Source organism: Desulfopila inferna (assembly GCF_016919005.1).
GTDB classification, from domain to species: Bacteria; Desulfobacterota; Desulfobulbia; order Desulfobulbales; family Desulfocapsaceae; genus Desulfopila_A; species Desulfopila_A inferna.
In genome coordinates this window covers 1-24,005 of record NZ_JAFFQE010000014.1, presented here as the reverse complement: position 1 = coordinate 24,005, position 24,005 = coordinate 1, and the positions used below count along the sequence as shown (strand labels likewise).

General features: G+C 39.4%; 21 protein-coding genes and 2 pseudogenes. 12 read left to right on the top strand and 11 right to left on the bottom strand.

Features of this window, described 5'->3' with window-relative positions; translation table 11 throughout:
• Positions 1-297 precede the first annotated feature (297 nt).
• The 6 genes and pseudogenes from JWG88_RS21120 to JWG88_RS21095 all read right to left on the bottom strand — a co-directional run.
• Positions 298-675 (bottom strand): annotated as a pseudogene (locus JWG88_RS21120) (recombinase family protein); the annotation flags it as partial.
• A 433-nt stretch (positions 676-1,108) separates the two neighbouring features.
• Positions 1,109-1,972, bottom strand: coding sequence for a hypothetical protein (locus JWG88_RS21115; protein WP_205235804.1), 864 nt, complete (start codon positions 1,970-1,972; stop codon positions 1,109-1,111).
• A gap of 332 nt (positions 1,973-2,304) precedes the next feature.
• Positions 2,305-2,988 carry a hypothetical protein gene (locus JWG88_RS21110; protein ID WP_205235802.1) on the bottom strand — a complete coding sequence of 228 codons (684 nt, stop codon included), beginning with the start codon at positions 2,986-2,988 and terminating at the stop codon, positions 2,305-2,307.
• A 98-nt stretch (positions 2,989-3,086) separates the two neighbouring features.
• On the bottom strand, positions 3,087-3,590 hold the full coding sequence (locus JWG88_RS21105) for a hypothetical protein (protein WP_205235800.1): 504 nt from the start codon (positions 3,588-3,590) through the stop codon (positions 3,087-3,089).
• A gap of 25 nt (positions 3,591-3,615) precedes the next feature.
• The gene (locus tag JWG88_RS21100) at positions 3,616-4,470 is read right to left on the bottom strand and encodes a C39 family peptidase (protein ID WP_205235799.1); all 855 of its coding nucleotides are present in this window, start codon (positions 4,468-4,470) and stop codon (positions 3,616-3,618) included.
• A 13-nt stretch (positions 4,471-4,483) separates the two neighbouring features.
• Positions 4,484-7,036: a hypothetical protein gene (locus tag JWG88_RS21095; RefSeq protein WP_205235797.1), complete on the bottom strand. Its 2,553-nt coding sequence runs from the start codon at positions 7,034-7,036 to the stop codon at positions 4,484-4,486.
• A gap of 486 nt (positions 7,037-7,522) precedes the next feature.
• On the opposite strand from JWG88_RS21095, the gene JWG88_RS21090 reads away from it, so the two are divergent.
• The 10 genes and pseudogenes from JWG88_RS21090 to JWG88_RS21045 form a co-directional block, all read left to right on the top strand.
• Positions 7,523-8,212: a Rad52/Rad22 family DNA repair protein gene (locus JWG88_RS21090; RefSeq protein WP_205235796.1), complete on the top strand. Its 690-nt coding sequence runs from the start codon at positions 7,523-7,525 to the stop codon at positions 8,210-8,212.
• 82 nt (positions 8,213-8,294) lie between these two features.
• Positions 8,295-9,122 (top strand): RecB family exonuclease, encoded by an 828-nt coding sequence (locus JWG88_RS21085; RefSeq protein ID WP_205235794.1) that lies wholly within the window; start codon positions 8,295-8,297, stop codon positions 9,120-9,122.
• A 95-nt stretch (positions 9,123-9,217) separates the two neighbouring features.
• The gene (locus JWG88_RS21080; RefSeq protein ID WP_205235792.1) at positions 9,218-9,988 is read left to right on the top strand and encodes a hypothetical protein; all 771 of its coding nucleotides are present in this window, start codon (positions 9,218-9,220) and stop codon (positions 9,986-9,988) included.
• A gap of 76 nt (positions 9,989-10,064) precedes the next feature.
• Complete coding sequence (locus tag JWG88_RS21075) at positions 10,065-10,433, top strand: DUF2958 domain-containing protein (RefSeq protein WP_205235790.1); 369 nt, start codon at positions 10,065-10,067, stop codon at positions 10,431-10,433.
• Positions 10,426-10,692 carry a hypothetical protein gene (locus JWG88_RS21070; RefSeq protein ID WP_205235788.1) on the top strand — a complete coding sequence of 89 codons (267 nt, stop codon included), beginning with the start codon at positions 10,426-10,428 and terminating at the stop codon, positions 10,690-10,692. The genes JWG88_RS21075 and JWG88_RS21070 overlap by 8 nt, the downstream gene beginning before the upstream one ends.
• Positions 10,693-10,883: 191 nt before the next feature.
• Positions 10,884-11,123 (top strand): hypothetical protein, encoded by a 240-nt coding sequence (locus JWG88_RS21065; RefSeq protein WP_205235787.1) that lies wholly within the window; start codon positions 10,884-10,886, stop codon positions 11,121-11,123.
• Between the two features lie 57 nt (positions 11,124-11,180).
• A complete protein-coding gene (locus JWG88_RS21060; RefSeq protein ID WP_205235786.1) occupies positions 11,181-12,914 on the top strand; it encodes an ATP-binding protein in 1,734 nt (577 codons plus the stop codon).
• Positions 12,911-14,533 (top strand): DEAD/DEAH box helicase, encoded by a 1,623-nt coding sequence (locus JWG88_RS21055; RefSeq protein WP_205235784.1) that lies wholly within the window; start codon positions 12,911-12,913, stop codon positions 14,531-14,533. Before JWG88_RS21060 ends, JWG88_RS21055 begins: the two co-directional genes overlap by 4 nt.
• Positions 14,505-15,542, top strand: coding sequence for a phospholipase D family protein (locus JWG88_RS21050; protein ID WP_205235783.1), 1,038 nt, complete (start codon positions 14,505-14,507; stop codon positions 15,540-15,542). The genes JWG88_RS21055 and JWG88_RS21050 overlap by 29 nt, the downstream gene beginning before the upstream one ends.
• A 356-nt stretch (positions 15,543-15,898) precedes the next feature.
• Positions 15,899-16,021, top strand: a pseudogene (locus JWG88_RS21045) (IS3 family transposase); the annotation flags it as partial.
• A 225-nt stretch (positions 16,022-16,246) separates the two neighbouring features.
• Here the strand turns inward: JWG88_RS21045 and dndE are convergent.
• From dndE to dndB, 4 genes are read right to left on the bottom strand one after another with little or no spacing between them, the layout of a single operon-like run.
• Entirely contained in the window at positions 16,247-16,630 is a 384-nt protein-coding gene (gene dndE / locus JWG88_RS21040) for a DNA sulfur modification protein DndE (RefSeq protein ID WP_205235782.1), read from the bottom strand.
• 4 nt (positions 16,631-16,634) lie between these two features.
• Positions 16,635-18,611 (bottom strand): DNA sulfur modification protein DndD, encoded by a 1,977-nt coding sequence (gene dndD / locus JWG88_RS21035; protein ID WP_205235781.1) that lies wholly within the window; start codon positions 18,609-18,611, stop codon positions 16,635-16,637.
• A 2-nt stretch (positions 18,612-18,613) separates the two neighbouring features.
• A complete protein-coding gene (dndC, locus tag JWG88_RS21030; protein WP_205235779.1) occupies positions 18,614-20,146 on the bottom strand; it encodes a DNA phosphorothioation system sulfurtransferase DndC in 1,533 nt (510 codons plus the stop codon).
• On the bottom strand, positions 20,146-21,243 hold the full coding sequence (gene dndB / locus JWG88_RS21025; protein ID WP_205235778.1) for a DNA sulfur modification protein DndB: 1,098 nt from the start codon (positions 21,241-21,243) through the stop codon (positions 20,146-20,148). The genes dndC and dndB overlap by 1 nt, the downstream gene beginning before the upstream one ends.
• A gap of 393 nt (positions 21,244-21,636) precedes the next feature.
• Here dndB and JWG88_RS21020 point away from each other — a divergent pair, with 393 nt between their 5' ends.
• Positions 21,637-21,885, top strand: coding sequence for a MerR family transcriptional regulator (locus JWG88_RS21020; RefSeq protein ID WP_205235777.1), 249 nt, complete (start codon positions 21,637-21,639; stop codon positions 21,883-21,885).
• Positions 21,886-22,023: 138 nt separating this feature from the next.
• Positions 22,024-23,153 (top strand): IS3 family transposase gene (locus JWG88_RS21015; protein ID WP_371927129.1). Its coding sequence is split into 2 segments (ribosomal slippage): positions 22,024-22,273 and positions 22,273-23,153, totalling 1,131 coding nucleotides; the frame shifts between segments, so codons are not numbered across the junction.
• A gap of 755 nt (positions 23,154-23,908) precedes the next feature.
• On the opposite strand, the gene JWG88_RS22270 is transcribed toward JWG88_RS21015, so the two are convergent.
• Positions 23,909-24,005 (bottom strand): IS3 family transposase (locus tag JWG88_RS22270; protein WP_443112640.1); only part of this gene is annotated, 97 nt, incomplete at its 5' end.

Genomic DNA, 24,005 nt, shown 5'->3' with positions numbered 1-24,005 from the left:
GCACTAACAACTGGCGGGGCTACCATCGGAGTTGACCTTGACTTTTTACTTTTAAACATGAGAAAATGAAACATGTAACAACCTAACAACAATAGAAAAAACAGAGTTTGTTACGCGGAGTCCATGATAATCTTTGGGAGGCACTAGCTTGATTGATTGTGTATTTTTACACAAAAAAACATTTCAGGAGTAAACCGCTTACAGTTAACTGTATATCTCTCTGGGTGATATTTTGTGTAAGTGTCTACTCCCGAATGTCTTCATTGAGTTCCAAATATCAGTCTTCTCAAGTCTTTATCAAACAAGAAACTGTAGCTCGTTTTTCCTCAACCAATTATAAAGATTTGGTAATGTTGATCCATATTTTTTAGCTACATATGTTTTTGTTGCTCCATTATTCAGCAAAGCAACTATCTCTTCACGATATTCGTCTAGTTTAGATTTACCAGGACCTTTTGGACGCCCCAACCTCATTCCTCTTTCCCTGCGCACCCTCAATGCCTCTTTTGTACGCTTGCTAATGAGATCACGTTCAATTTCAGCTGCAATTGAAAATGCCATGGCCATTACTTTTGATTGAATAGAGTCGCTGAGTTCCCATCCTCCTTTTACAGAGTATATTTCAATACCTTTCTGGCTAGCTATAGATAAGATTTCCATTATTTCCAGCATTGACCTGCCAAGACGAGGGTCAGCAACGAATAAAGCTTTTGAAAGGTATTTTCAACCCCGCCGAGAGGAGTCAGTCAAAGTTGTTTCAACTATCAAAGCTCTTCACAAAAGAACACGGAATAAGAAAATGGTGAAGATTGCATAGAATAGATATTGATCAACATGTGATCAACATCTATTCTCGCTCGTCTTTAATACATCTTACTGTTTTTATTGAAAATAAATGGTGGAGGCGGCGGGAGTCGAATTAGACTCCCTATTTATCCATCGAATTGAAGTACAACAGGCTTTTCCTCTTGATTCAGTGTGTTACAGGCAGTTTTGAAGATTTGCAATATGTTCAATAGGTTCAATAAATCCACCCTATATTAATAAATTTTACACCAAATTTACACCAAAGGTTTTCAGAGGTGGCCTTAATTCTCCTCTCGTCTCCTCAATCACATACAGCCTTTTTGTTATTGGACAACTCCCATCCAGAGGAGAGCCTATAAAGCAACCTTATACCACCGTTGTTTGTGGGCTCTTCCTTTAGGTCAAATATCTCTGCTGCCAATATAATTCCCTTCAATGTTTTAACCCCACATTGTTTGAGGCAATTAGCGAATTCGCTTGTTTTTTGTGTTTTTATGATTTTTCCAGCAATGCTCAACAAAGTCCAACCATCTTCTCTCGAAGCTTCTTTTGTGATTTGAGCAAGCCAAATAACTACAGGGTTCTGCCTAATATCTGCTAACCTAAATTCCTTTTCAAAGGTTTCAGATTGAATATATGCAACGGCTTCATTACGGCTTTTAATAAAAGTATCAACCACATTCTGCATATCACTAATTTCAGGCTTTAGTCTATCATGCTGTTCATCCAGATAATTTCCTAATTCAATACAGCTTTCATTAGATTGAAAATTATATCGAGGAAGTAGATGATGAACCAGCTCATTACGTTCAGAAACTATTGACGCTAATACTTGCCTTCTTTTTTCATAACAGGCTTCATCAGCCTGTATTTTAAAGTCAAAAGAGATGTACGGTAGGTCAGATTCTGCTCTATCATCACTATCTTCATATTCTGAGTAGGTAGTTTCAAGAAAATTTCCCACCAACTGCCCCATGGTTTTTTTATAGGTGTCAGCTCGCTTCTTCTCTGTTTTTTCTTTAAGACTTTTAATGTTTCCAGCAAATCGGCCATTTGCCACCAAGAATTTCAGCATTTGCTCCATGTGCTGAAACATTAGAATATTGCGACCAATTTTACGATGAAGCTCATCTTTTAAGTCTTTCCACTCTTCTTGCGATTTCATAGGTAAAAATTAATGATTGGTTCATTCATTGAAAGTGGGTGTAACTGGCTACCCGAACTTGTAATTACAGTCTGACAAGTTTTGTAACGCCGGAAGTCAAGAATCTGTATTCTGATTCGCAAGCACGTAATTACAGCAATTTACATTGTAATGAATACGTAGAGTTCAATTTTGGGTTAAGGTAAAAGATGATTTGCTGGTGATTATCCCGTTAGAATAATAGTACTATAATATACGAAAACAACGACTCAATTACCTGAAATTTCAGTTTAATTAAAAAGTTATGTTCTTCCAAGTTAAAATGTTTTATTGGTATGTACTTGAACATCAAATCATGAATTTTCCTTATCTACCATTTCCTCAAAGTCAATTCTCGATAACTCTCTGCTGTAGCTATCTGCAGAGTCGTTTGAAAGTAGTCCTGCATCAGCGAGGTCCCATGGATGCAAGCCCTTCAGAAGACCATACTTGACCAGATAATCATTTACAGGAAAGGATACTGCAGGATTTTCACAGAAACATTGAAATTCCATCGCACTATACTCATCTCCAACAAAACGAAGTAAATGACTTTCAAATTCAGGTGTAAGAGGGGTGACTCCCGCTATAACATGACGTAACACCCTAAGATTTTGTTGTATCTCCAGAATGTCTTTCTTTTTTGCTAAAGCCTCTTTTCTCAGTCTATAAAATTCATCATTTGGGTTTGTTCTATAAGTAGGGACAAATGAACTCTCCGGCTCATGAAATATAAAGCCGCTGCAAAGATTATTTGTAACTAATCGAACTTCTATTTTTATTTTGTATTTTTCTGCTAATGAAAAGACCCCTCCCCACCAATCATAACATACGTTTTTATGATTATAATATTGCTGGACAGGAATAGTATATGCCTCTAAATCCCCTTCAATTGTTTGTTCCTTTGTGACCATAAACAATGTCGGCTTGGGCAAGAATATCTGACTTTCTAATTTATCATGTTCAACTAACTTTATTCCTTTTGTATCCATAGACATTTTAATTATCCGGAGGCTTTGTAAAAAACAATTACACCCTTTAATCTTCTGGCCCAAAACATAGGTTTTAAGGCATGTAAGCGCAAATTTGACTCATTTCATTCACCCAGCCATTCAAAAAATGGCTTCCAAATCAACTTCATCAGTGGAAGCATACAAGGTTCGCAAAGTTCATAAAATTCAGTCCTGAAGTTTTGTTTGACCTCACTATCCTCCATGTCACTATTTGAAAACGAAGGAAGAATTGTTTCATATTGAGCTAATAAATTATTTTTCCTATTTTGGTAATCTTTCAACGAAAGAGAATCTATGGCTTTGTGAGGAAATTTTCCAATTGGCTTTTCCCATTGAGCGTTCTTTACTAATCTCAAAGTAGTTAAATCTCTATAAAGAGCTATTTGTTTTTTCGGGAAAGTGATACTTAACTGCGAGTTTGGATGATATACCATAAAACCATTACCATCTGGTGCTTTCGTCGCGGTAAAAAATAAAAAATTCAACAATAAAGTGCCATTTGAGAGACTTGGTATAGGTAGTGCTGAAGAAGACTCAGCGGGGATCAACTGTAATATGTTAGATTTTGGTAACAGGATATTTTTCACTCTTTTATTTCCTTAATTGTAGCAATCAAGCGGGTATATTTGTTGTTTGTGCCATAAAGAAATTTGAATCAGCCCAGCCTGCAAGAAAGTTAGATATGGCAACCCTTTTTGCTTGTCCATCAAAAGTGCCAGGGTCATTAACAATTACCTCCTGGCTTCCATAATCAATACCAATGGGCTGAAAAAGATGGTTCGCTTCAGGCATGTAAAGAATATCTTTTAACTGCTCACTCGCCGAATTGTTGTTTATTTCGTTACAATCAACACCCACCATCACTTTTTGACCGCTTCTGATTACATCTTCTAAATCAGAAAGCTCATTTCCCGTGGTTCTTTTAACCTCAATGCCGTAATCTTCCAGAATTTTTCCAACATCTTCGCAAGAAGTTCCAACTCCCGGCGTATAGTACCCTTTTTCAATTGCATGCGTAACAAGCTCTTGTTCAGAGAAATCATGCCCAGTTACAGCGTCAAGGATAAATTCTTGAGTGACCACAGCACACGTGTCTGTATTCTCTTGAAGATGCCATTGATTAGCATCATTTCTGTAATCAGGTAAGTCACTATGAGAGACATCGGTTTGGGGAGAATCATTTACGTGGACATCACCAAAGATTCTGTCTTCGTAACCTGAAGTCATCAAAATATCTACTGTTCCAGTATTCTCTAAACTGAAGTCACTTTCGCCAAGAGTCTCAATAACATTAACAGGGCTAATAGCTACAGTATCAATAGACTCCTCTTGATGATTTGTCTGTTTTTCAAAATCTTCTAAACAAGTGCTTTGTAAAGCAATGTCCTCTTGAATCTCTTGAGAGGAATCATTTACAGAATCAACAGAGTCTGGCTCAACTGAAAAATTTTCGTCAGCAAATTCCATTTTCTAACCTCACTTAAATTCGTCTTTGGGTAAAATTGAGACTATCAATAAATCCATTAACATGAGTAGGCATATCTATCTCCCGAATTTTAGTAATATCATTTAAAATCAAATCAATAGTGACTCCCGAATTTTGTATTACTTCTAATTGACTAGAGTGTTTTTCTCTGACAATTTTCTTCTGCAACAACTGGGTCATATTTTTCAAATAATTGTTTTTTTGTGCTTCAGGGACTCTGTCCAGTAGAAGTTTGTCTCGTTGCATGCAGCGAACATTATCTTTTTCAATAAATTGTTCAGTTTCATAAACAATTACAGAAAGAGAGTTCATGAAAAGACTCCACCATGGTGTAAGTTCTTCAAAAGCTGATTTAATTGATTGAGCTGATTCTTTATTTTCCTGAAAAAAACCTAGAGTTTTACCCAATGCACCAATTCCAAACATACCCACTAATACCGAACTCATCCCTCCTGTAACGGCAAAATCAATACCAATCATCGCTGCTTGTCCTGCAGCTGGGATGTGTCTGGCAATCTTAGAAGAAGTTGTACTTTTAATCACATCTCTATTGAAATAGCTTTTTGTCGGTGCAATACACCTCTCAACCTCACCTAATATTCTACGCAGCTCTCCCTGTACATATCGCACCCTCTCCCTATAGGATTGCGTTACTTTTGTTCTCTCATCTTCTAAAATATGACTTGCGACTTCACTTCCAAATGCCGAAGACACCCAGTCAGACTCATTTTGTAGAACATAATAGGGATAGTAAAGGCTTAGATATTCGTACTTCTGCTTTAAGTTTGAGATGATTTCACTGACCAACAAAATTTTATTGGTTGCTGTTTTGAGTAAATCTTTATGATTCTCATATAACTCAGTGCCACTCATTCCTGACAATTCATTTGCAATCTCGTTTAGAGTTAACCCTGAATTCAATTCCCGATTAAGTAAAAAAATATCTACAAACAACACGTAGAGTAAGTTGTCTTTTTTACATTGATTATACTCTTTATAAAGTTGGGGTAAGGTTTTCTGGGATGCTTCTACTGATGAACGTTCCGTTTCCCATCTCTCCAAGATAGCATCAGTTAATTTGGTAGGAGCAACACACCTTACAGAGTGTGACTCACTCTGCCTTTCCCAGTATATTCGAAGCTCACTTAGCTGTGACATACCATTAAATTGTTTTTTTTCCAATCGAACTTGGTCTGAGTGCTTCAACTCCTGTCCATTAATGTTGCACCCTATATTAGTACAACTAAAAACATGAACTCTTTCAGGTGAATCCTTATCCATCAATGAAGTAAAAAATAATTGTCCAGCACCATCCATTGCAATTGATGACATCACAGAAGGTGTTTCTATATGACTGCAAATAATTTTACAGTTTTCTTCTGTAAGTTTTGCTGTGATTACTTTTTTGCAATCGGTATAAGCTATGAGATTACTGTTACAGCTATACCCAGTTTTTACATTCAGAACCTTCTTGTTTGGCAACAGATTGACAATTAAAGAATTTTGCTGTGTCTCAAGGATTGCTATCTGCATGTCTTGCTCAGGAAAACAAGTTATTTCTGACACGACCATATTATTAATATTGTAGCTGGCAGGATTGGTGTCCTCTTTTGATTTAGGCAGATTTTTAAGCAACTGTGATGAGAATTTTGTCTCTTTGAGTTTAATAATTTCATCGAAAGAAAATATCTGAGGTATATCATTTAATGCAGATTTGAATTCTATGAGTTCTCCAAATGTATTTCGCCAACAAACCACTTCGTCTATGGATGGAATTGGGATGACAGGAAATGTTTTTAATTTACCCTCTTCAATAGCGCAGAATAGGCTTTTATATACCGATTGTTTTTTGACTGATATTCTATCAGATAAAGTCGCCCATGATAGCCTTATTATATGTACATTCCCTGATGCTTGTCTTCTTGTGCCAAGCTTCTCAGCTAATGAATTGCGCCAAAACTCAAACCACATCTCTTGCGAACCATTCATTGCTAATCTAAGCAATGAATCATCACTAAAATCAAAAGTACATTTAAGACCATCTTCTTTTTCATTACTTAGAATAAATGCAGGATTTTCATCCTTCAACAAACCTATACTTGTGCAAAATTCTTTTTTATCACCAGACACATAAAGTTCGTTATCTTCAGACACGACATGAATCTGTTGGTCATCCGATAAAGCAACCCAGCCTTTCTTTGATGACGTACATTTTTGGGATATCTCCGATACTGGCAGTATCCACTTAAACCCTGATGGTACCTCATTTTTTTTAATAATTTCTAATTGTAAATCACACCCTTTGCACTTTGGCTGCTTCCCGTAACTAAAATCACCATAGTTAAAATTTCCATGTACTTTGCACATTATTGGGATTTTACCAGCGCAATCACTGCACAAAAAATCTTTACCTTTTTGTCCTGGTAGAATTGTTGAATCTATTCGTGAGGGGAAAGAGAAATGCTTTCTATCTTTATCAAGGATATACCCAGCATAATTATAGGCTGTCCACCCCCCATCTTTCCCACAACGAATACATTTGCTCATTAATTTTCTCCCGAAATGGAAAAGCTTCACTATTAACGATTTACAGGACAACAAAAGCATCAAACTCTAACGGAGCAAAGACACCATCGTTCAGCATATACACACTTGAGACAAAATGTCTAATAAAATATATTTTTTTCATCAATCACTTCAGGTGCTTGGCGTTGTCTAAAAAACATTCGAAGTAACGATTTCAGTACAATTATTTGAATTTTGAAAGATTGGTGTTTTTCACAAGCCTAGTTGCTCATGGTCGACAACTTTGCCCATTTTAATGAGAGTGTAATTACCACCCTGGGAGTATCAAACAACATGTTTCATATTTTCATTTATTATAGCGCACCCTTCGAAGATAGAGCAAGCGCCCTGCCAACCGTTGCAGTCAAGCTCCAAACATCCATCAAAAGCATAGTGGTACTTCTCAGTGAAGACGATAGGTCATTTTAAGACCACTCCCCCCCCATTCACAATTACAGGAGAACCATTATGAAAAGAGATTTATTGGAACAACCATTTACCACCGAGCAAATTAAGCAGAGAGCAGGTAGTTTTGGTCAAACCCTGGACTACATTGAAGGTCATGCTGTCATCAAACGCCTGAACGATGCCTTTGACGGCCAGTGGAGCTTCCAGGTAAGAAGCCATGATGTACTTGAAGCAGAGGTCATTGTATTGGGTGAGCTTATCGCAAGCAATATCAGCAAATCCCAGTTTGGTTCGAGCGCTATTACCAAAGCTAAAAACTCAGGTGAAATCATCTCTCTTGCAGATGACTTAAAAGCTGCGACTACAGATTCCCTGAAGAAATGTGCCACCATGTTTGGTGTAGGCCTTCACCTATACTCAGGACAATCAGCACAACCACACAAAAGATTACAATCCCAACACCAGAGTCCAACGCCTCCAGGATATGCCAGTGAAGACCGAGATAGTAATAATAGTAGTTATGATAACAGCACCAAAGGAAACGGAGGCAATGGTGACAACGGTAACGGTGGTAATGGAACAAGCAGATTGAGCAACAAGCAGTACAATTACCTCCTCACTCTTGGAACGAACCACGGTCTAACAAAGAAGGACATAGACCAGAAGGCCATTGGTGAGTTCGGTAGTGCAGTAGCCTATCTCAGCAAGAACGATGCGTCAACAATGATAAAATTGATGCTCAGCAATTAGTATTACCAGTCAAAAGGAAGCGAAAGGGAGTCGGCTATTCAAGTCGTCTCCCTTTTTTTGTACTCTAACCATGGAGGAAGATATGACATCACAAGCATTACAGCAAATCCAGGAAGAATTGTACATCAGCTATAGCCAGATTTTCATCTACCTAAACTGTTCTCTGAAATATCAGTTTCAATATGTAGAGCAGCGACCAGCTGAACGCATCAGTTCAGCACTTCCATTCGGCAAGGCAACACATACTGTTCTGGAGACTTACTATCGTGAAGTAAAAGAAACCGGAGCTGTACCTCGACTTGAACGACTCCTCACTCTTTTTGAAGAGGGGGTGGCCTTGCAGGTAGAAAATATTAAAATTCCTGTCATTTTCAAGAAAGAAGCGCCTGACCTGTCCAGTCTTATCAAGATGGGGAAACAGCTTGTCCAGACATTTTACGAGAACGTTGATTTAACAGGTTATGAGATTGTTGATATCGAACTTCCATTATCAGCGCCGCTTTTCTCCGAAGACAAGGAGCCTCTTGATATAAAACTGTTCGGCGTCATCGACCTATTGCTGAGGGATAGTAGTGGTAATATTCTGGTGATAGATAACAAAACCAGCAAGCAGAAGAAGTCACAGTCTGCTGTAGATGAAGACCTTCAACTCACTGCCTACTCATATCTGTTGGCCGCCAACGGGTATACCTTCGCAAAGGCCAATGTCAATTGCAGACTTGATGTACTCCGTAAGCTGAAGACACCTACTATAGAATACTATACTACTGCGAGAAGTGTGCTGGATAGGCGACGCTTTGCAAAGCTTGCTTCTCAAGTCCTCAAGGGTATAGAAAACCGAGTCTTTTGTCCATCATCTGGCTGGCTTTGTAGCGACTGCCAGTTCAAGGACGCCTGTAAAGACTGGTAATAAATCCACCATTTATAAAATCATTCAAGCCGTTGTAGCCCTTTGCGGGTTGCAACGGTTTTTTCGTTTCATTCTAACACCACAAGGAGAAAATTATGTCGAATTCAACATTGCTCGGAAGCAACTACGTATCTGAGGCAGAGGTGTTCAATGTACCAGCTGTACCATTCACCAAGACCTTTCATCCAGTTCATCATCGAGACTTTATAACGGTCGTCAAAGAAGCCGTCACCGCAGTTGGTATGAATATCATCAAGCAGGAATTTGTATTGGCAGGGAAAAATCAGGAAAAAATGTTCGGTGTCTTTGACCTTAACCACGGCAGTTCCGAATTATGCTGGTCTATTGGTCTCCGTAACTCAATGGACAAATCCTTCTCATTATCTCTGACGAGTGGAACCAGGGTCTTTGTCTGTCAAAATCTTTGTTTCTCCGGTGAGTTTCTGGCTGTCAGAAGGCATACCAGCTCTCTGGACATAGATGAGCTTGCGTTTATGGCATTTAGAGCCATGCGACAGATGATTCCTCGTTTGCAGAAGTTCCAAAAGTGGCACGAAGGACTGCGCAATTTTTCCTTGCCCACAGTAGATATGAAAATTCTATTGGTCGAGATTATGACCAACAGGGTGATACCTCCAAGTAAATTCTGTCGGTTCAATGATTTGTATGCCAATGTCTATGACGATTCACTGTGGGGCTTTCACGAGACCGTGACGGACATTTTAAAGGGAAGCAATCTGATTGCCCTGCCAAAGAAAAACATGCTCTTAAATCAAGTAATTGATCGCTATATCGACTCTCTTGATTCCGCCAAGACTTCACCTCTGGGAGATTTCTACCAAAATCGATCTTTATTAAGCAGATAATTAGCTCAACACATCAACACAATAAGCCTCTGTAGTTCTTCAGCTACAGGGGCTTTTCTATTTTTAGGAGGACATTATGTGGAATAAACCTACCAAAGAACGGCTTGAGCAAATACCGGGGCTCTATAAAACTGAGAATGTACCCTTACAGGAAAAACTCATCTACCTGCACTTCTTCATTGGAAACTGTGACTGGTTCGTGGCTGAGTTTGATGGTTTAGACACTTGCTTTGGATTTGTCATTCTTGATGGTGAATTTGAAAATGCCGAATGGGGTTACTTTGCTTTGTCTGAACTAGGGGATTTAAATCTGCAGGGTATAGAGATTGACTGCGAGCTTGAAGAGAATTGGCAACTTCGACCAGCAAAGCAGGTGAACAGAATTTCTGATGCGCAGGGATGGTTGAAAACTTCAATGATAAAGATGAGGGGTAATAATGTGTGATGATTTTTGGTGCGATTGGGATGATATGGATGAAGCATTTTGCAATCAAGACACTGGATTTGAGGAGGAAGCTGGAGTTGAAGGTGAATATAAACCTGAAGATGAAATAATACTGTTGACCGAAGATGAGAGTGATCTTGATCTCCGTAATGCCATGATTGTTGGTACTATGATAGCAGGTTGTGCATTTGATGAATTGAAGAAAATGAGATTGATTAAATCTGAATCTGAGAAGAGAAGATTGCTCAAGAAAGAATAAGCAATCGTTGATCGGGAGAATGTTGAATGATTTCAATGTTCTCCTTCATCTATTGTGGTCTAGAGAACATGCCAAATACAAATATTTTGCAAAATGTATACTATATGTGAAAAATGTAGTTGACATATTTCATATAATGGTGCAAATTGTACTCAACATATTTTGCAAAATATCGACATGGAGATGTTGTAATGACAAGTGCTAAACGCGACAAGTTTATTGAATTAGCCGAGAAGAGGGTCAATAAGGCAATAAAAACCATGCGACTTATCGGCAACTTATCTAACAAAAGCAATTACGAATACTCTGATGAGCTTGTGAATGAGATTGTTGGTGCTCTTGAACGTGAATTGCGAGATCTCAAGAGAAAATTTTCGCCTGGGAAGGTTGAAGGCCACCAGGACTTTACCTTCTCAAAGAGGTCAAAATAGACCAGAGCTAGGTTGAGACTCCAAAATTGCTTCAAAGATGATATTTAGGAGACTGTAATGGCAGAAAGAAAAGTTAGTTTGGTTGAAACAGGTCAGGCTATTGAATCATTACGTAACTCTGACTTTGATACTGTATCGGCGGTCGGAGAGGTTCTGGATAATTCAATCCAAGCCAAAGCAAGAAATGTCAGCATTGTTACAAAGGAAAGAGAGTTGCCAGCTCGTGGCCGAAGGAAAAAAGGCAAAAAGGAAATACTAGAAATTGCTTTCTGTGATGATGGAGAGGGGATGGATACTGAAACCCTGCATCACTGTATGCAACTAGGCTTTTCCTCAAGATATAATGATCGATCAGGAATAGGAAGATTTGGCGTAGGGATGACGCTGGCAGTGATCAATCAATGCAAAAAAATTGAGGTTTATTCGAGAGCAAATGGTGATAGTCCCTGGTGCTATACTTATGTGGATCTTGATAAAAACAATAGTGACATCCCTGAACCACAGGAAGTTGACTTACCCGCTGAATATGATGGAGTAGTAAATAGTGGAAGTGGAACTATTGTTGCCTGGTCAAAGTGTGATAGGCTGAACGGAACTTCAGAAGAAATATATAGATGGGTAGCTAGAACATACAGAAAATTTATTGGTACCCATAAAGTTGAAAAAGGAAAAATTGTAGCGAACAATACCCCAGTTACGATCAAGCTTAATGGTAAGGATATTGTTCCATTTGACCCTCTGTTTGCTGTAGCTCATGCTGATTTCCCGGAAAAGAAAGTTGCTGAAATATTTGAGCCGATAACAATAGAAATGGATGTACCAGAAGATGCTGGGGGAAAGGGGGAAACATCTGAAATTACGATCACCATGACACTAACACCTAAAGAGTGGCGAATGAAAGGAGGTGGTGAGTCCGGTAGAGATCCTTGGGCAAAAGAAAACTTAACTGAGAATGAAGGTTTTTCAGTCTTACGTGCTGGCAGGGAAGTTTTCTACGATGTCATGCCCAGATTTAAACCAAGGACCCATGCAGATGGCCTAGATAGGTGGTGGAGTGCAGAAATTTGTTTTGATCCTGTTCTTGATAACTACTTTTCTGTAAAAAATATTAAGCGAGGAGCAAGATTTTTTCCTCAGCTGCGAGAGAAAATACAGGAAAGAATGGGACCAACAATTTCAGAATGTAGAAAGCGTGTTAAAAATCGTTGGGACCAAACCAAAACAGAAGAACAAGCAGGTAGCCCAAGCACATCAAACGAACACAAGGATGCTGAGGAGGCTGTAAAAAACGCGAAGACTCCATCATCACAAAAAAAAGAGAAAAAAACGCCAAAAGAGGAGAAGAAAGAAATAAAGGATGTCTTAAAGAAGATAGTTGATGAATCAGCGCTTGATGAGTGGCTAGCAAAAATCGAGAAGCAGCCCTGCACAATAATTGATAAAGATGACTCGAGTTGGAAGGGAAGTACGTTTGTCGACATCCATCCGGCTGGTGGACGGACAGTGATAGAATACAACCGTTCTCACGATATTTTTATTTTCATATATGATGCAATAAAAGAGCTCTCTGAAAGTTCTCCTGACACAGATTCAGGGTCAATCGTAAAAAGAGCTAAAGACCTCAAAGTCGCAATAGATTTGTTAATGATGGCCTATGCTCAAGCAGAAAATTATTTTGGAGATCTAGATGAAGAGCAGAGGATTGGGGATACACTAGAGTTCTTGAGAAACAACTGGGGACAATACCTGCGTCAGTATGTAAAAGCTTACATAAAGGAAAATGGTATATGATAGCAAGGAATCTGCCACTTCGTGAATTGCAGTCTATTGTTTCTGAAGAGGACCTTGCTATGTTCTCCTCAGTTTTATACAAGCTTGACCCTGATTTGCGCTTTGATCCACGTACAGATAAAGCCTTTTTATCGAAAATATATGATGCATATCAAGGATCTAAGGTGTTTAGCAATAGCAGGCTCAGAAAACAGCTGCTTGAACATGTACCGGATGGTGAACTGCGAAATCTCGCATCAACTTTATCTTTAGATAACACAGGAACTTTTAAGGAGGTTCTTGAGCGAGTAAATACGAAGGTAGAATGGGGTAGAAACTCTGAAACTGAAATTTTCTTGGATTTTTTCGGTTACCCCAAAGAGTATATGCCCGAGGAGCAATTGGCTCAAGAAAGTAATGAGTTGGTTCGACTTTTGGGGCGTAAATTCAAAACATTAAAAGATTACCAGTCTGGTGTGTTTTTCAAGGTGGCAAACCTTTTAGATGCTCCATCAGCAAGGGTAATGATCCAACTACCAACAGGTGCTGGTAAAACGAGAACAGCAATGGAAGTTGTTTCCTACTTTCTTTCAGGTCAGTACCAATCACAAAATGCGAGAGTGCTTTGGCTTGCCCATGTTGAAGAGCTGTGTACACAGGCTGCTGACAGCTTTATTGAGGTCTGGGAGCATATTGGCATGCAGGATGTGCCCCTATATCGCTGCTGGGGAGGTCATAACCCAGAATTGAATCCAGAGTCGCCTTCAATCACCATAGCTGGTTTTAAGAAATTCCATAACATCAAAAAGTCGGGAGCTGAATCACCCAATTTTGATCTGGTAATTGTTGATGAAGCGCACATGGTCCTTGCCCCAACATATAAAGATGTCGTTCATTGGGCGAAATCAAATAGTGGCCGTATTGTTGGTTTGTCTGCAACACCAGGCCGTGGCAGTAAAAAGGATAACGAAATTAGTGATCTAGTCGAGTTTTTTAATGATCAAATTGTGGGAATTAATAGTGGTGAAGAAGGTGTGATTGAATATTTGCAAGGGCGCGGAATTTTGTCCCGTGTTGAGAGGGAAGTTATTAACCCTAACATTTCATTCAATCTAACCAGCGAAGAGTGGGAGCAGCTTGAAGATGATCTAGAGTATCCTAAGTCATTTTTGAGGAGAGTTGCAGAGAATTATGAACGTAATACCATAATTGTTCAGAAACTTTGGGCACTTGGTGAAACTGAGAGACAAGTCTTGGTGTTTGCAGGTAGTGTCAGACAGTCACGACTGCTCTGTACAATGCTAATCTATAAAGGATATCCTTGTGCTCATCTTGATGGAGCGACACCTGGTGAGATGAGGAATGCGATTATTGCGAAATTTAAGAGAGGAGAGATTAGGTTTCTCTTTAACTATGAGGTACTGCAGGCAGGTTTTGATGCGCCCAATATTGATTGCGTGTTTATTGCTCGCCCTACCAAGAGCCCTGTCCTTTATAGTCAAATGGTAGGTCGTGGACTACGCGGGCCGTCAATTGGTGGAACTCAAAAGATGCTACTTGTTGACGTCATAGATAATATTAGCAGTCATTCAACATTTATGGATGATGTATATGACTATTTCACCGATTACTGGCAATGATATGCAGCACATTGACGTGGAAGTATCAACCCATTATGACGAGCTATACAAGTTATTCAAATCTCTTGTCGATTGTTCATGTCGCAAGGTCATCATTGTTGCGCCATTTATTAAGCTTAAGGCATTACGGTACTTACTTGATGACATAAGCGGGCCATCAGTTACTGTCATAACCTCATGGAGAGAGGATGATGTGCTGGCAGGTGTGTCAGATATTGATGTATTCGATTTTATTTCTAAGAATAGAGGGCAGCTCTATATTAATAATGAGCTTCATGCAAAATGTGTTGTTTCAGATGATAATATAGTCCTTTTTTCTTCAGCTAATATTACGAAAAAAGGGCTTGGGATAATTAGTCCTGCTAACAAAGAATTTGCTGTTGTCGTGAAGCCCGTTCCCCAAAAAACCAGAAAATGGGTGGATAAGCTTCTTCAATCATCTAAACTAATCACCCAAGATATCTTTGATAAATATAAGTTTCACATTGCAAAACAATCAAGATTGCTAAACGGTTTTGAAAAGTGTGAGTATGAGAAAGGGTCGAGTGGTTTGACTATCACATCTTTACCAGTAATTGATACACCAGAGCTGTTTATTTCATGTATTAATCAAATACAGAACCATGGAGCCATCCCAGTGGCCGAGCTAAAGGAAAAGTTTAACCACGATGCTCAGATTTTTGGGACAGATCTCAGTAAACCGCTGTATCTTCAGCGCCGACTACTCAAAGAAGCTTTTTTTAAGCACCCATTTGTGTCTGAATTTAGGATATTTGTAGGTGCTGGTAAGTATTTTGGTGAATCAAAGGCATGGTTACAGAATATTTGCGAAGATTTACCAAAGCCATTTAGAAAGCAACTTACTGGGCACGTAAGAATATTATTTGATTGGGTTAAAGGTCTCAGTGATGGTGTCTATGAAATAGATAGACCTAATTACTCTGAATATCTATATGTGTCTCAGCTAGTGCAAGAGGCTTTGAATGCAGGGTCCCAACCTGATGATTGAAACCCTGCTTTTCTGAGAATTTTTACGTCCTCGCCATAACCGCAACCATAATCAAAAAAATTTTTCTCTTTTTTAATTAATCCATCATCAATTGCACAATGAGCCTTGAATAACGATGACGTTTAATTGCGGTTTTTTTTCGAGATATCTCGATAGCCATGGTTGGAGCTTTTCATAACCTGAAAGAATAGTAATGTTAGAGTCAAGGAGAGAGATTAAATGTCTGATTATATGATTTTTATCTGAAAGTGTTTATAGTTTTGGGCAACAATCTACGGCTGGTTGCATCCAATCCTCTATTTTTTTAGCTAAGGTTGGGTCTATACTATTTTTCTCATACGAGAATAGGTGAAGTGGCCCGAGGGGATATAATCGATTATATTGAAATGTTTTACAATAGTAAGCGTCGCCATTCATATCTGGGCTATCTCAGCCCAATGGATTTCGAGAAGATGGCAGTTATGAAAAAAGCAGCTTAAGAAAATGTCTGTTTTTACTGGACCACATCATATCTGCCATTAGAACTCTTGTTGCTTGTTATTGTATGTCCTGCAGAGATTTGCTTTCTAATCTCGATAAGCGCCAGTAATAGCTCATCTATTGAATTAGCGTGCGTTTGAATATTAAGCGTGTATTGATATTTCATGCCTATTAACTGAAATACTTCTATCTTGTGCTTTCCTCAGCCAAAAAAATAGAAAGACTCATATCACACCTAGGGCCATTTTTAATAAACCATCAGCCCCTTTGAGCTCTTTATCCAAAGTTAGCATGTTGATACCTCTGTTCAAATGAAACCTGAATTGTTGGTATAGATTTTCATCATCCAAACTTTCACCATCCTTTTTACAACGATCGGTTAGCAAGGCAAGGTAGATATCATGGTGCTTGCCCCCAAAAACTTTCCATTTCATCTCCACAGAACTGTCGGAGGTGATTTTAACTTTTCTTGGTTTTGAAGGCTCTGCTAAAGATACGCAAAAAGCCCACCGGCATAAGGTGTTCCAGTTTTTGATACCGGTTGTTCGTTTTAGTTTCATCAGACCATCACGTTCTTTCTGTGATAGTTTAATATTTTCAAATGCCATGTTTTTACCAAAAATATCCAGGTTTAACGGTCGTAGTTTGTTTCCCCTCGTCGAAGTCAAGATGATATGAATGAGAAACCCAAGGGCGTATCATCTGATAATATTTTTCGTTTATCTCCTCATCGGTCGATAAGAGGAGCACTTGATGACTTGCTTGTGGGAAATATCTTTCTACCAAGTGTGTCCTGTGTGTAGTATCTAGCCTTCCAAGAGGGGTATCAATAATAGCAGGCAACCTACGTCCAGATGCTTGAGCTAGTCCCCAGAGAAGAGATACCGAGAGCAGTTGTTTTTCACCGGCAGACAGCCGATCAATATCAATGCTTTTTCCACCAGCCTCAAAGATTTCCACATGATAGTTTTCGGGATCAAACCTAATGTGTTCTACAAGTGTGTCTTTTCGCAGAAGTGCTCGGAATGAGCGTAATACATATTCTTGTATTCTCTCAAGGTGATACTTGATGACTTTTTTTCTAAATATTTCAAGTGTCTTTCTCGATTTTTTTGAATGTGTGACAATCCTTGAGGCAGTTTCATGACTGTGGTCAGTATCAAGCTTCTTCTGGTATTCTTTTTCAAGATCCGAAGATGCTATGTTAATATCTTTACAGATTTTCTCATACTCTTTGTTGATGATATCATGATTAACTTGGGCTTTTCGATAAATACCCTCTAATTTTTCTTTTTGCTTTACAATCCTCGAAATTGACTCGGCATCTGGAACTTGCGCAAGCTTTCGCTCAATATTCTCTGATTCAAGTTGCAACGAAGTCCAATTCTCAAGAGCTTGTAATGCTTCTTTTACCTCTGCTTCGAATGATTCTTGCAAAAGGTTTTTTATTGAATCAATGGTTTCCTGTCTAAGAAATAGATATTGTAAGATATTTTTGTGTGCATGACGATTTTGGATATCTTCTGCAAAAAGCTGCTCAACTACAAGTAGCGCTTTCTTTGAAATTTTTCTCTTGCTAAGTTCTTTTAAAATTTGTTGGTCCCGTTTCTTCAGAGTACCATTTAATTGATCGCTATTTTTTGAGAGTTCTTCTTTATCAACCTGCTCAAGGATTTTTTTCAGTTGTGACCTGACAAGAAAAACAGGAAGTGTTCCGCCAGCTATATCAGCAAGTCGTTCTAGGGTGTTCTCAGTACGTTTGTTTAATTCAGCTTTTTTGAATTCAAGCATTTTTCGTTCACGGTATAAATCGCCTCCTTCAACCCTGAACTGCTCTTCTATTTCTCGGATTTTAGCTTCTATCTCAGATACTTCTTTTTCGGCTTCTTTTTTTCTCTCCCTGAACTTGTCTTTTTTCCCATTGAGCTCAAGGATCCGTTTTTCTAAGGTTTTAATTATTATTGCTTCTCTATGATCGCTTAAGGTTAAAGTTTTTCGCTTTTCAAGAACAACTAAGTCTGTAAGTAGTCGGTCGACGAGATCAAGTCCTAGTAACTGGTTGATTCCTGTAGATATGAGTTCTGAAGACTTCCTAAAGTCTGCAAAATCTTTTATTTTCTCTCCATCGAAAAAGAACAGACTAGATATTCTTATAGGCATGAATTGCTCTACATATTCATTCCATGAATCCGTTAAAACAGGGTCACTTTTTCCATCTTTGAGGACATCAACTGTCTCAGTTATATTTTTCCGGTTCTTCCGCCATGAGCGTGTTACCTTGTAATGGTGCTCAGAACCGTTTAAAGCATGACTGAAACTGATTGAAAGTGAGGCGCCATCTTGTGGGTTCGCTGATTTATTGATGCATTTACTGAGGTACTTGTCATATGCAGTGTTTCCTTTGCTTGATAAGCTTGCAAGCTTACCGAACAATGCATGTTGAAACGCATCTAAAAGAGTCGTTTTCCCGACGCCATTAAGTCCACCGATCAAAATAATCGGTTTTTCATCGCACTGTGGTTGCAGTTTTATCTCTTGTCTTCCACGGTAAACTCCATAATTATGCAATGTTATTTCATCAAATATCATATTTATTCATTCTTGTTGGTATCGTTTTCTAACCTTCGTACATAAGGCGCACAATGGATAAGATCTAAACGATCTTTAATATTGCGCTTTTGTTCTTGGTAATTTCTTACGCGATTTTCAGCATCTTCCTCGTCTTCATAAAAGTGCTTGGAGATGACCTGTTCTAACGCGTCGAAAAGTCCTGACCTTCTTGCCATTGTTCTATATCTTTGTGATTGGCTTATGAGCCCGCGGACGAGCTGGTAATGCATCTTGTCGTCACCGCATATAGTTTTGAGGATTTTCATCTCATGCCACCCAAAAGCGGGGTTCCTGTCAGCAGCATCAAGTGGAAAATCATTTCCGGTTACTTCCTTATAGATACGCGGTAGGCTGTCTTCGACCTCATCTTTATCTTCTCGCCAAACCTCACGGATAGCCTTTAGCTCTTTAATGGTAATTATGTCAAAATCTGGTACGTCTTCAGGTTTGTTACTTTTCACATGCTCCTGAACTTGGAGTAAGCGCCTTAGCAGATCTTCTCGGTCATCCTGCCAATATGGACCATGGATGGCTCGATCTTTAAAAAGTTGTACGCGTCCATCAATGCGCCTAAAATCACGTCTCTCCCGATCTTCTTTTATGTTGAATGAGTCACGATATTCAAGAAGCGGCTGCATCCATTCTTTTTCTTGATCGTTTTGGATCATGGCCAGCATAGAGCGATCTTGACTGACCATGGTACAGACCCAACAGCCAAACCTGCTGTCACCGCAACTTGGGGTGCCGGTTGTGATTGCCATAGGGCACTCTCTGTCTTTTGTGGCCCCCTTATAGAAGTCAAGTAAGTTGCTATTGTCGGTGTCCCAGGGAGTTTGACTGCTGTGAAGTAGGAATTGCCAGACATCATCGTTTTCCCAGTTCTCTATTGGTGTGAAGACATAACTGTTTGGTAGACTTGCGTTTGGGGTAAGGTACTCCTGAACACGTCCAAGCCTTTTTTCTATATTATCCATTGACATAGCACGCATCGAACTCTCGGCTTTTCGCATGCCAAGTGCAAGGATAGCTTCACCATGCTTCTTGATTATTTCCGTAATAAATTTGTTTGACGGATTAATCTTGAGTCTGGAAGTGCACCACCTGAATTTTGGTCTTGGTGCAGGGTAACCTTTCCCTATCAAATTAACCCAAAATGAATCTTCAAGCTCCGGTGTCAGCCTGTGTGTTTCAAGAGGTAACCCTAATAGAGTGGCCTGCTCATCCATCCTCCTGAGCTGTTTAGACACCCAAGATGCAACAACTGGATTCTCAACGAGTGTGTCAGTGCTGATTACATGAACTTTGTTTTTACGGCTTTTTGATGGGATAGATTCCAATGCCATCCATACAAGCTGCAACACAGCTGTAGAATCTTTTCCGCCGCTATATCCTATGATCCAGGGAGCATCAAAAGACAAATATAATTCAGAGATAGTACTAACGAGCTGGTCGATAGTCTGCCTATACCCTAACCGTTCAAAAACTGATTTGCTTCCTTTATTAATTATCTGCATTATTTGGCATACTCTCCCCGATCAAATGCATCTTCAACCTTTTGCTCTTCAGGCGTGAGATCCAGACCAAGATGTTTTTTTATTGAATTGGTGGTTAGCGTGACATTGTGTTGTGCTTTTGATACTCTGCCGCCAATCATGGCGCGGCCTTCCCACAATTTAGAGTTGGATCTTGACCAATTAAGAGAGTTTGTTTTTTTCACCAACGATTTCCAATCCTTGTGTTTTGTGCTGAATAATGTATTCCCGACATTGCCGAGTGCTTGAAGAACAACTGCATGGGAGTGTATAAAGTCACGCCGAACATCACCAGATGTTATTTTTCTGTCTTTTACTAGTTGCCATTCCTTTATGTTTTTTCCAATCTCATTCCAAAATGACACAGCTGTAGTTAGTTTTTCATCAAAATTGCTGGTCTCAATTCCTGAAAGTAGAGCTGATGTTGCATTGTAAATTGCGCTGAGTGTGAACAGTCTGCTTGATCTTGGAGAGAGATTACTTCGCTCCATTTCAACCATTCCTTTAAACGTACTTGTTCGAAAGGTTATCTCTCTTGCAAGTTCAGCGAGTTCATCTCGATGGTCATATAAAACTCCAAGTGATTTCGAGGGGCGGATAGCATAGCGATTTAGGTCGGCAAACATCTGTTGGCATTTTTTAAGACCTTTGTCGATAAAAAAAACGACAGCAAGACTTTCATCTGCAATGTCAGATCCTTCCCTGATTGCCATTTCAATTGCAGCCCTACGGTGCTGCCCGTCATTAATAATGAACTGTGCAGACATAGGCACATGGAGAAGCCCGATACGACCAGTATCATCAGTTGAGCCGATAGATTCAAACCGTACATCACCATCAATAGATGCAGTAATAGCTGAAAAGACGTAATCATCTGGATTTTCAGTAATATAACGTGTCATGTCGGGAAGACGAGCTTTGTTAAGAAAACGTTGGGCTCTCAATTCAGGAACAAGCTCTTCCTCATTAAATAGGAAGATTTTCGGGATGAGGCGTAAAGGGCACATAGAAACAAAATAGTCCCTTTTTGCCTGAACACCTTTTATGCAAGGAAATACATATTCAAAAGGATCGCTCATCCCATCATCTCCATAATCAATAAAATAACAAATATAAGTGTATGTTTATTAACCTTTAACATACAAACAAAGGCTTTGTATGTCAACACAATGACAAACATCTACGAAGCTAAACAAACAGGTGTTTATGTTGTTATAATGCATTAGCTTAGATACAAAAGTATACAAAATCAGTATATTATTGTTGTTTTATTGGAGGCGGTAAAGGTTTACATGTTTGTCATCAAGGAACCATGCTTTCTAAATCAACTGACCTCACTAATGGAAAAAAAGGGGGGGGGGAATCCCAGTACTGAATGACAATACGGAATTTATTAACCTTGCTATAGATGAGGGAAGCATTTCGGGATTTTCCCTCCTTTTTAAATCTCAACCTTGAAGGAGGATTCTGCGTTGAATAACAAGGCAGTTGGAATTGATGAAATTGCAAAAGTAAATGGTGTCAGTGAAAAGCAGCTGCGATACTGGCAGGAAGCCGGATATATCAATCCTGATACCGTTGTATGTAGTGAAAAAACATACAGGCGTTACTGCAAAAGTGATGTTGCTTTGGTGAAAGAAATTAAACGATTACTTGATGAAGGATATACGCTTTCAAGAGCTGTTCAAAAAGCAGAAGTAAGCTTATGTGGACAACAATAATGCAGAAACAAGACAAGATAGATAAGGGGACTGAACAAAACCCATTACAGAAGTGGCTTCGAAAATTTGAACAAGCTGTTAAGTGGAAAATCTGCTACCAATAGAACCCATTACAGGGCTTAAATGAAGGAGCAGAAAATGGCAAAAAGAACGAGAAGGAAACACTCAGCAGCATTTAAGGCGAAAGTCGCTATGGCCGCGATGGCTGGAGATAAAACACTGGCAGAGCTGGCTCAGCAGTTTGAGGTACATCCGAATCAAATCACCACTTGGAAAAAGCAGTTGAGCGAACATGCTGCATCTGTATTTAGCAAAGGCACTTCAGCTGAACCAACAGTTGACCTAAAAACCCTGCATGCCAAGATAGGGCAGCTGACGTTGGAAAATGATTTTTTAGAAGGTGCGCTCACCAAGGTGGGATTGCTGAGCGCAAAGCGATGATAGACCGCACCCATTCTCTATCGATAAAAAGACAAGCTCAGATCGTAGGTATAAGCCGTGGAAGCGTTTATTATCAGCGAAAACCAGTAAATGATAAAGACTTGAAGCTGATGCGGAAAATTGATGAACTGCACCTGGAGCACCCATTTATGGGCACCAGAATGCTTCGCGACCAGCTGAATCGCAGTGGTTTCTCGGTAGGTCGTAAGCATCTTGGAACGCTGATGAAACGCATGGGAGTTGAGGCATTATACCGGAAGCCGGGAACGAGCAAAAAACATCCAGGCCATAAAATCTATCCATATCTCTTAAGAGAAAAGAACATTGATCAATCCAACCAGGTTTGGGCGCTGGATACTACCTATATTCCCATGGCCAAGGGTTTTGTTTATTTGACAGCTGTTATTGATTGGGCCAGCAGGAAAGTTCTGGCAGCTAAAATTGCTATCACTCTTGAGGCGTGCCATGCGGTTGATGTTCTTAAAGAAGCGTTCACCCATCATGGTACACCTGAGATAGTGAATACGGATCAGGGGAGTCAGTTTACCTCGGAAGAGTTTATCCAGACGGTGAAAGATCGTGGTTGTAGGATCAGTATGGACGGCCGCGGTGCTTGGCGGGATAATATATTTGTTGAAAGATTATGGAAAACAGTGAAATACGAACGAGTCTATTTATTTGCTTATGATACTGTCAATGAGGCGAGGAGATCAATCACCCAATATCTTGAATGGTACAACCAATCCAGGCCTCACTCCCGGTTGGGAAAAAGAACTCCTGACGAGGCCTACAGCATCATGATGCCAACAGTTGAAAAGGCAGCTTAAAAAAGCAGAGCTTCCACTTTAAAAACAGCAAATGCTGTTCAAACAAACTAAGCCACCTCTTACTCCAAGAATATATTTTCATATTTGGTGTTTGCGTGTTTTATCCCTTTCTCTTGATAATAGACAAATTGATGCTTGAATAAAAAATTACAAATATATTCAAAAAATATAGCATATTCTTTAATGGCGGGTAGGCACACCTCAAGTCCGTTTAGGGTCAACACCTAAATGGACTCTAAAGCAGCCAGTCATCCTATCTATTTAGCGTGTTTTACCACTGCCCTTAAAAAAATCTGCTTTTATCATGCTATTTCAGAATATTAAGACCTCTCACACGTGAGGCTATGTACTATCCACATCACTTGTCTCTGCTGGCCAATCAGGTCTCAAACTGATCGCATGATGATGGTGATTGGGAGGAGAGATTTGATCAATCAATTACAATTACAGGTCAGATTCGTTTTGACTGTCTGGCCATTACATACATGATTTTTTTGGTGAGTGGCGAGTGAGGTGGCGGAAAATATAGAGGACTACACTTTTAAAATCCTGTACCAGCAACACATGTCTCTAGTGGAGCTGGGAAGTAAGCAATTGTGTCGATTGAGTGGCCCGATAATCGGTAAAAATCATGGGTGGTTCAACACATGGCATTTGCAGAGAGGTGGGAACGTACTTCCTCTTTCCTGAACACCTATTGGTGCCTCTCTATTATCCCTCTGCTGTGATGTGGTCCAGTAAAAACGGACATATTCCTAAGCTGCTTTTTTCATAACTGACAATTTCTCAAAATCCATTGGACTGAGATAGCCAAGGTATGAATGATATCTTTTGCTATTGTAGAACATTTCA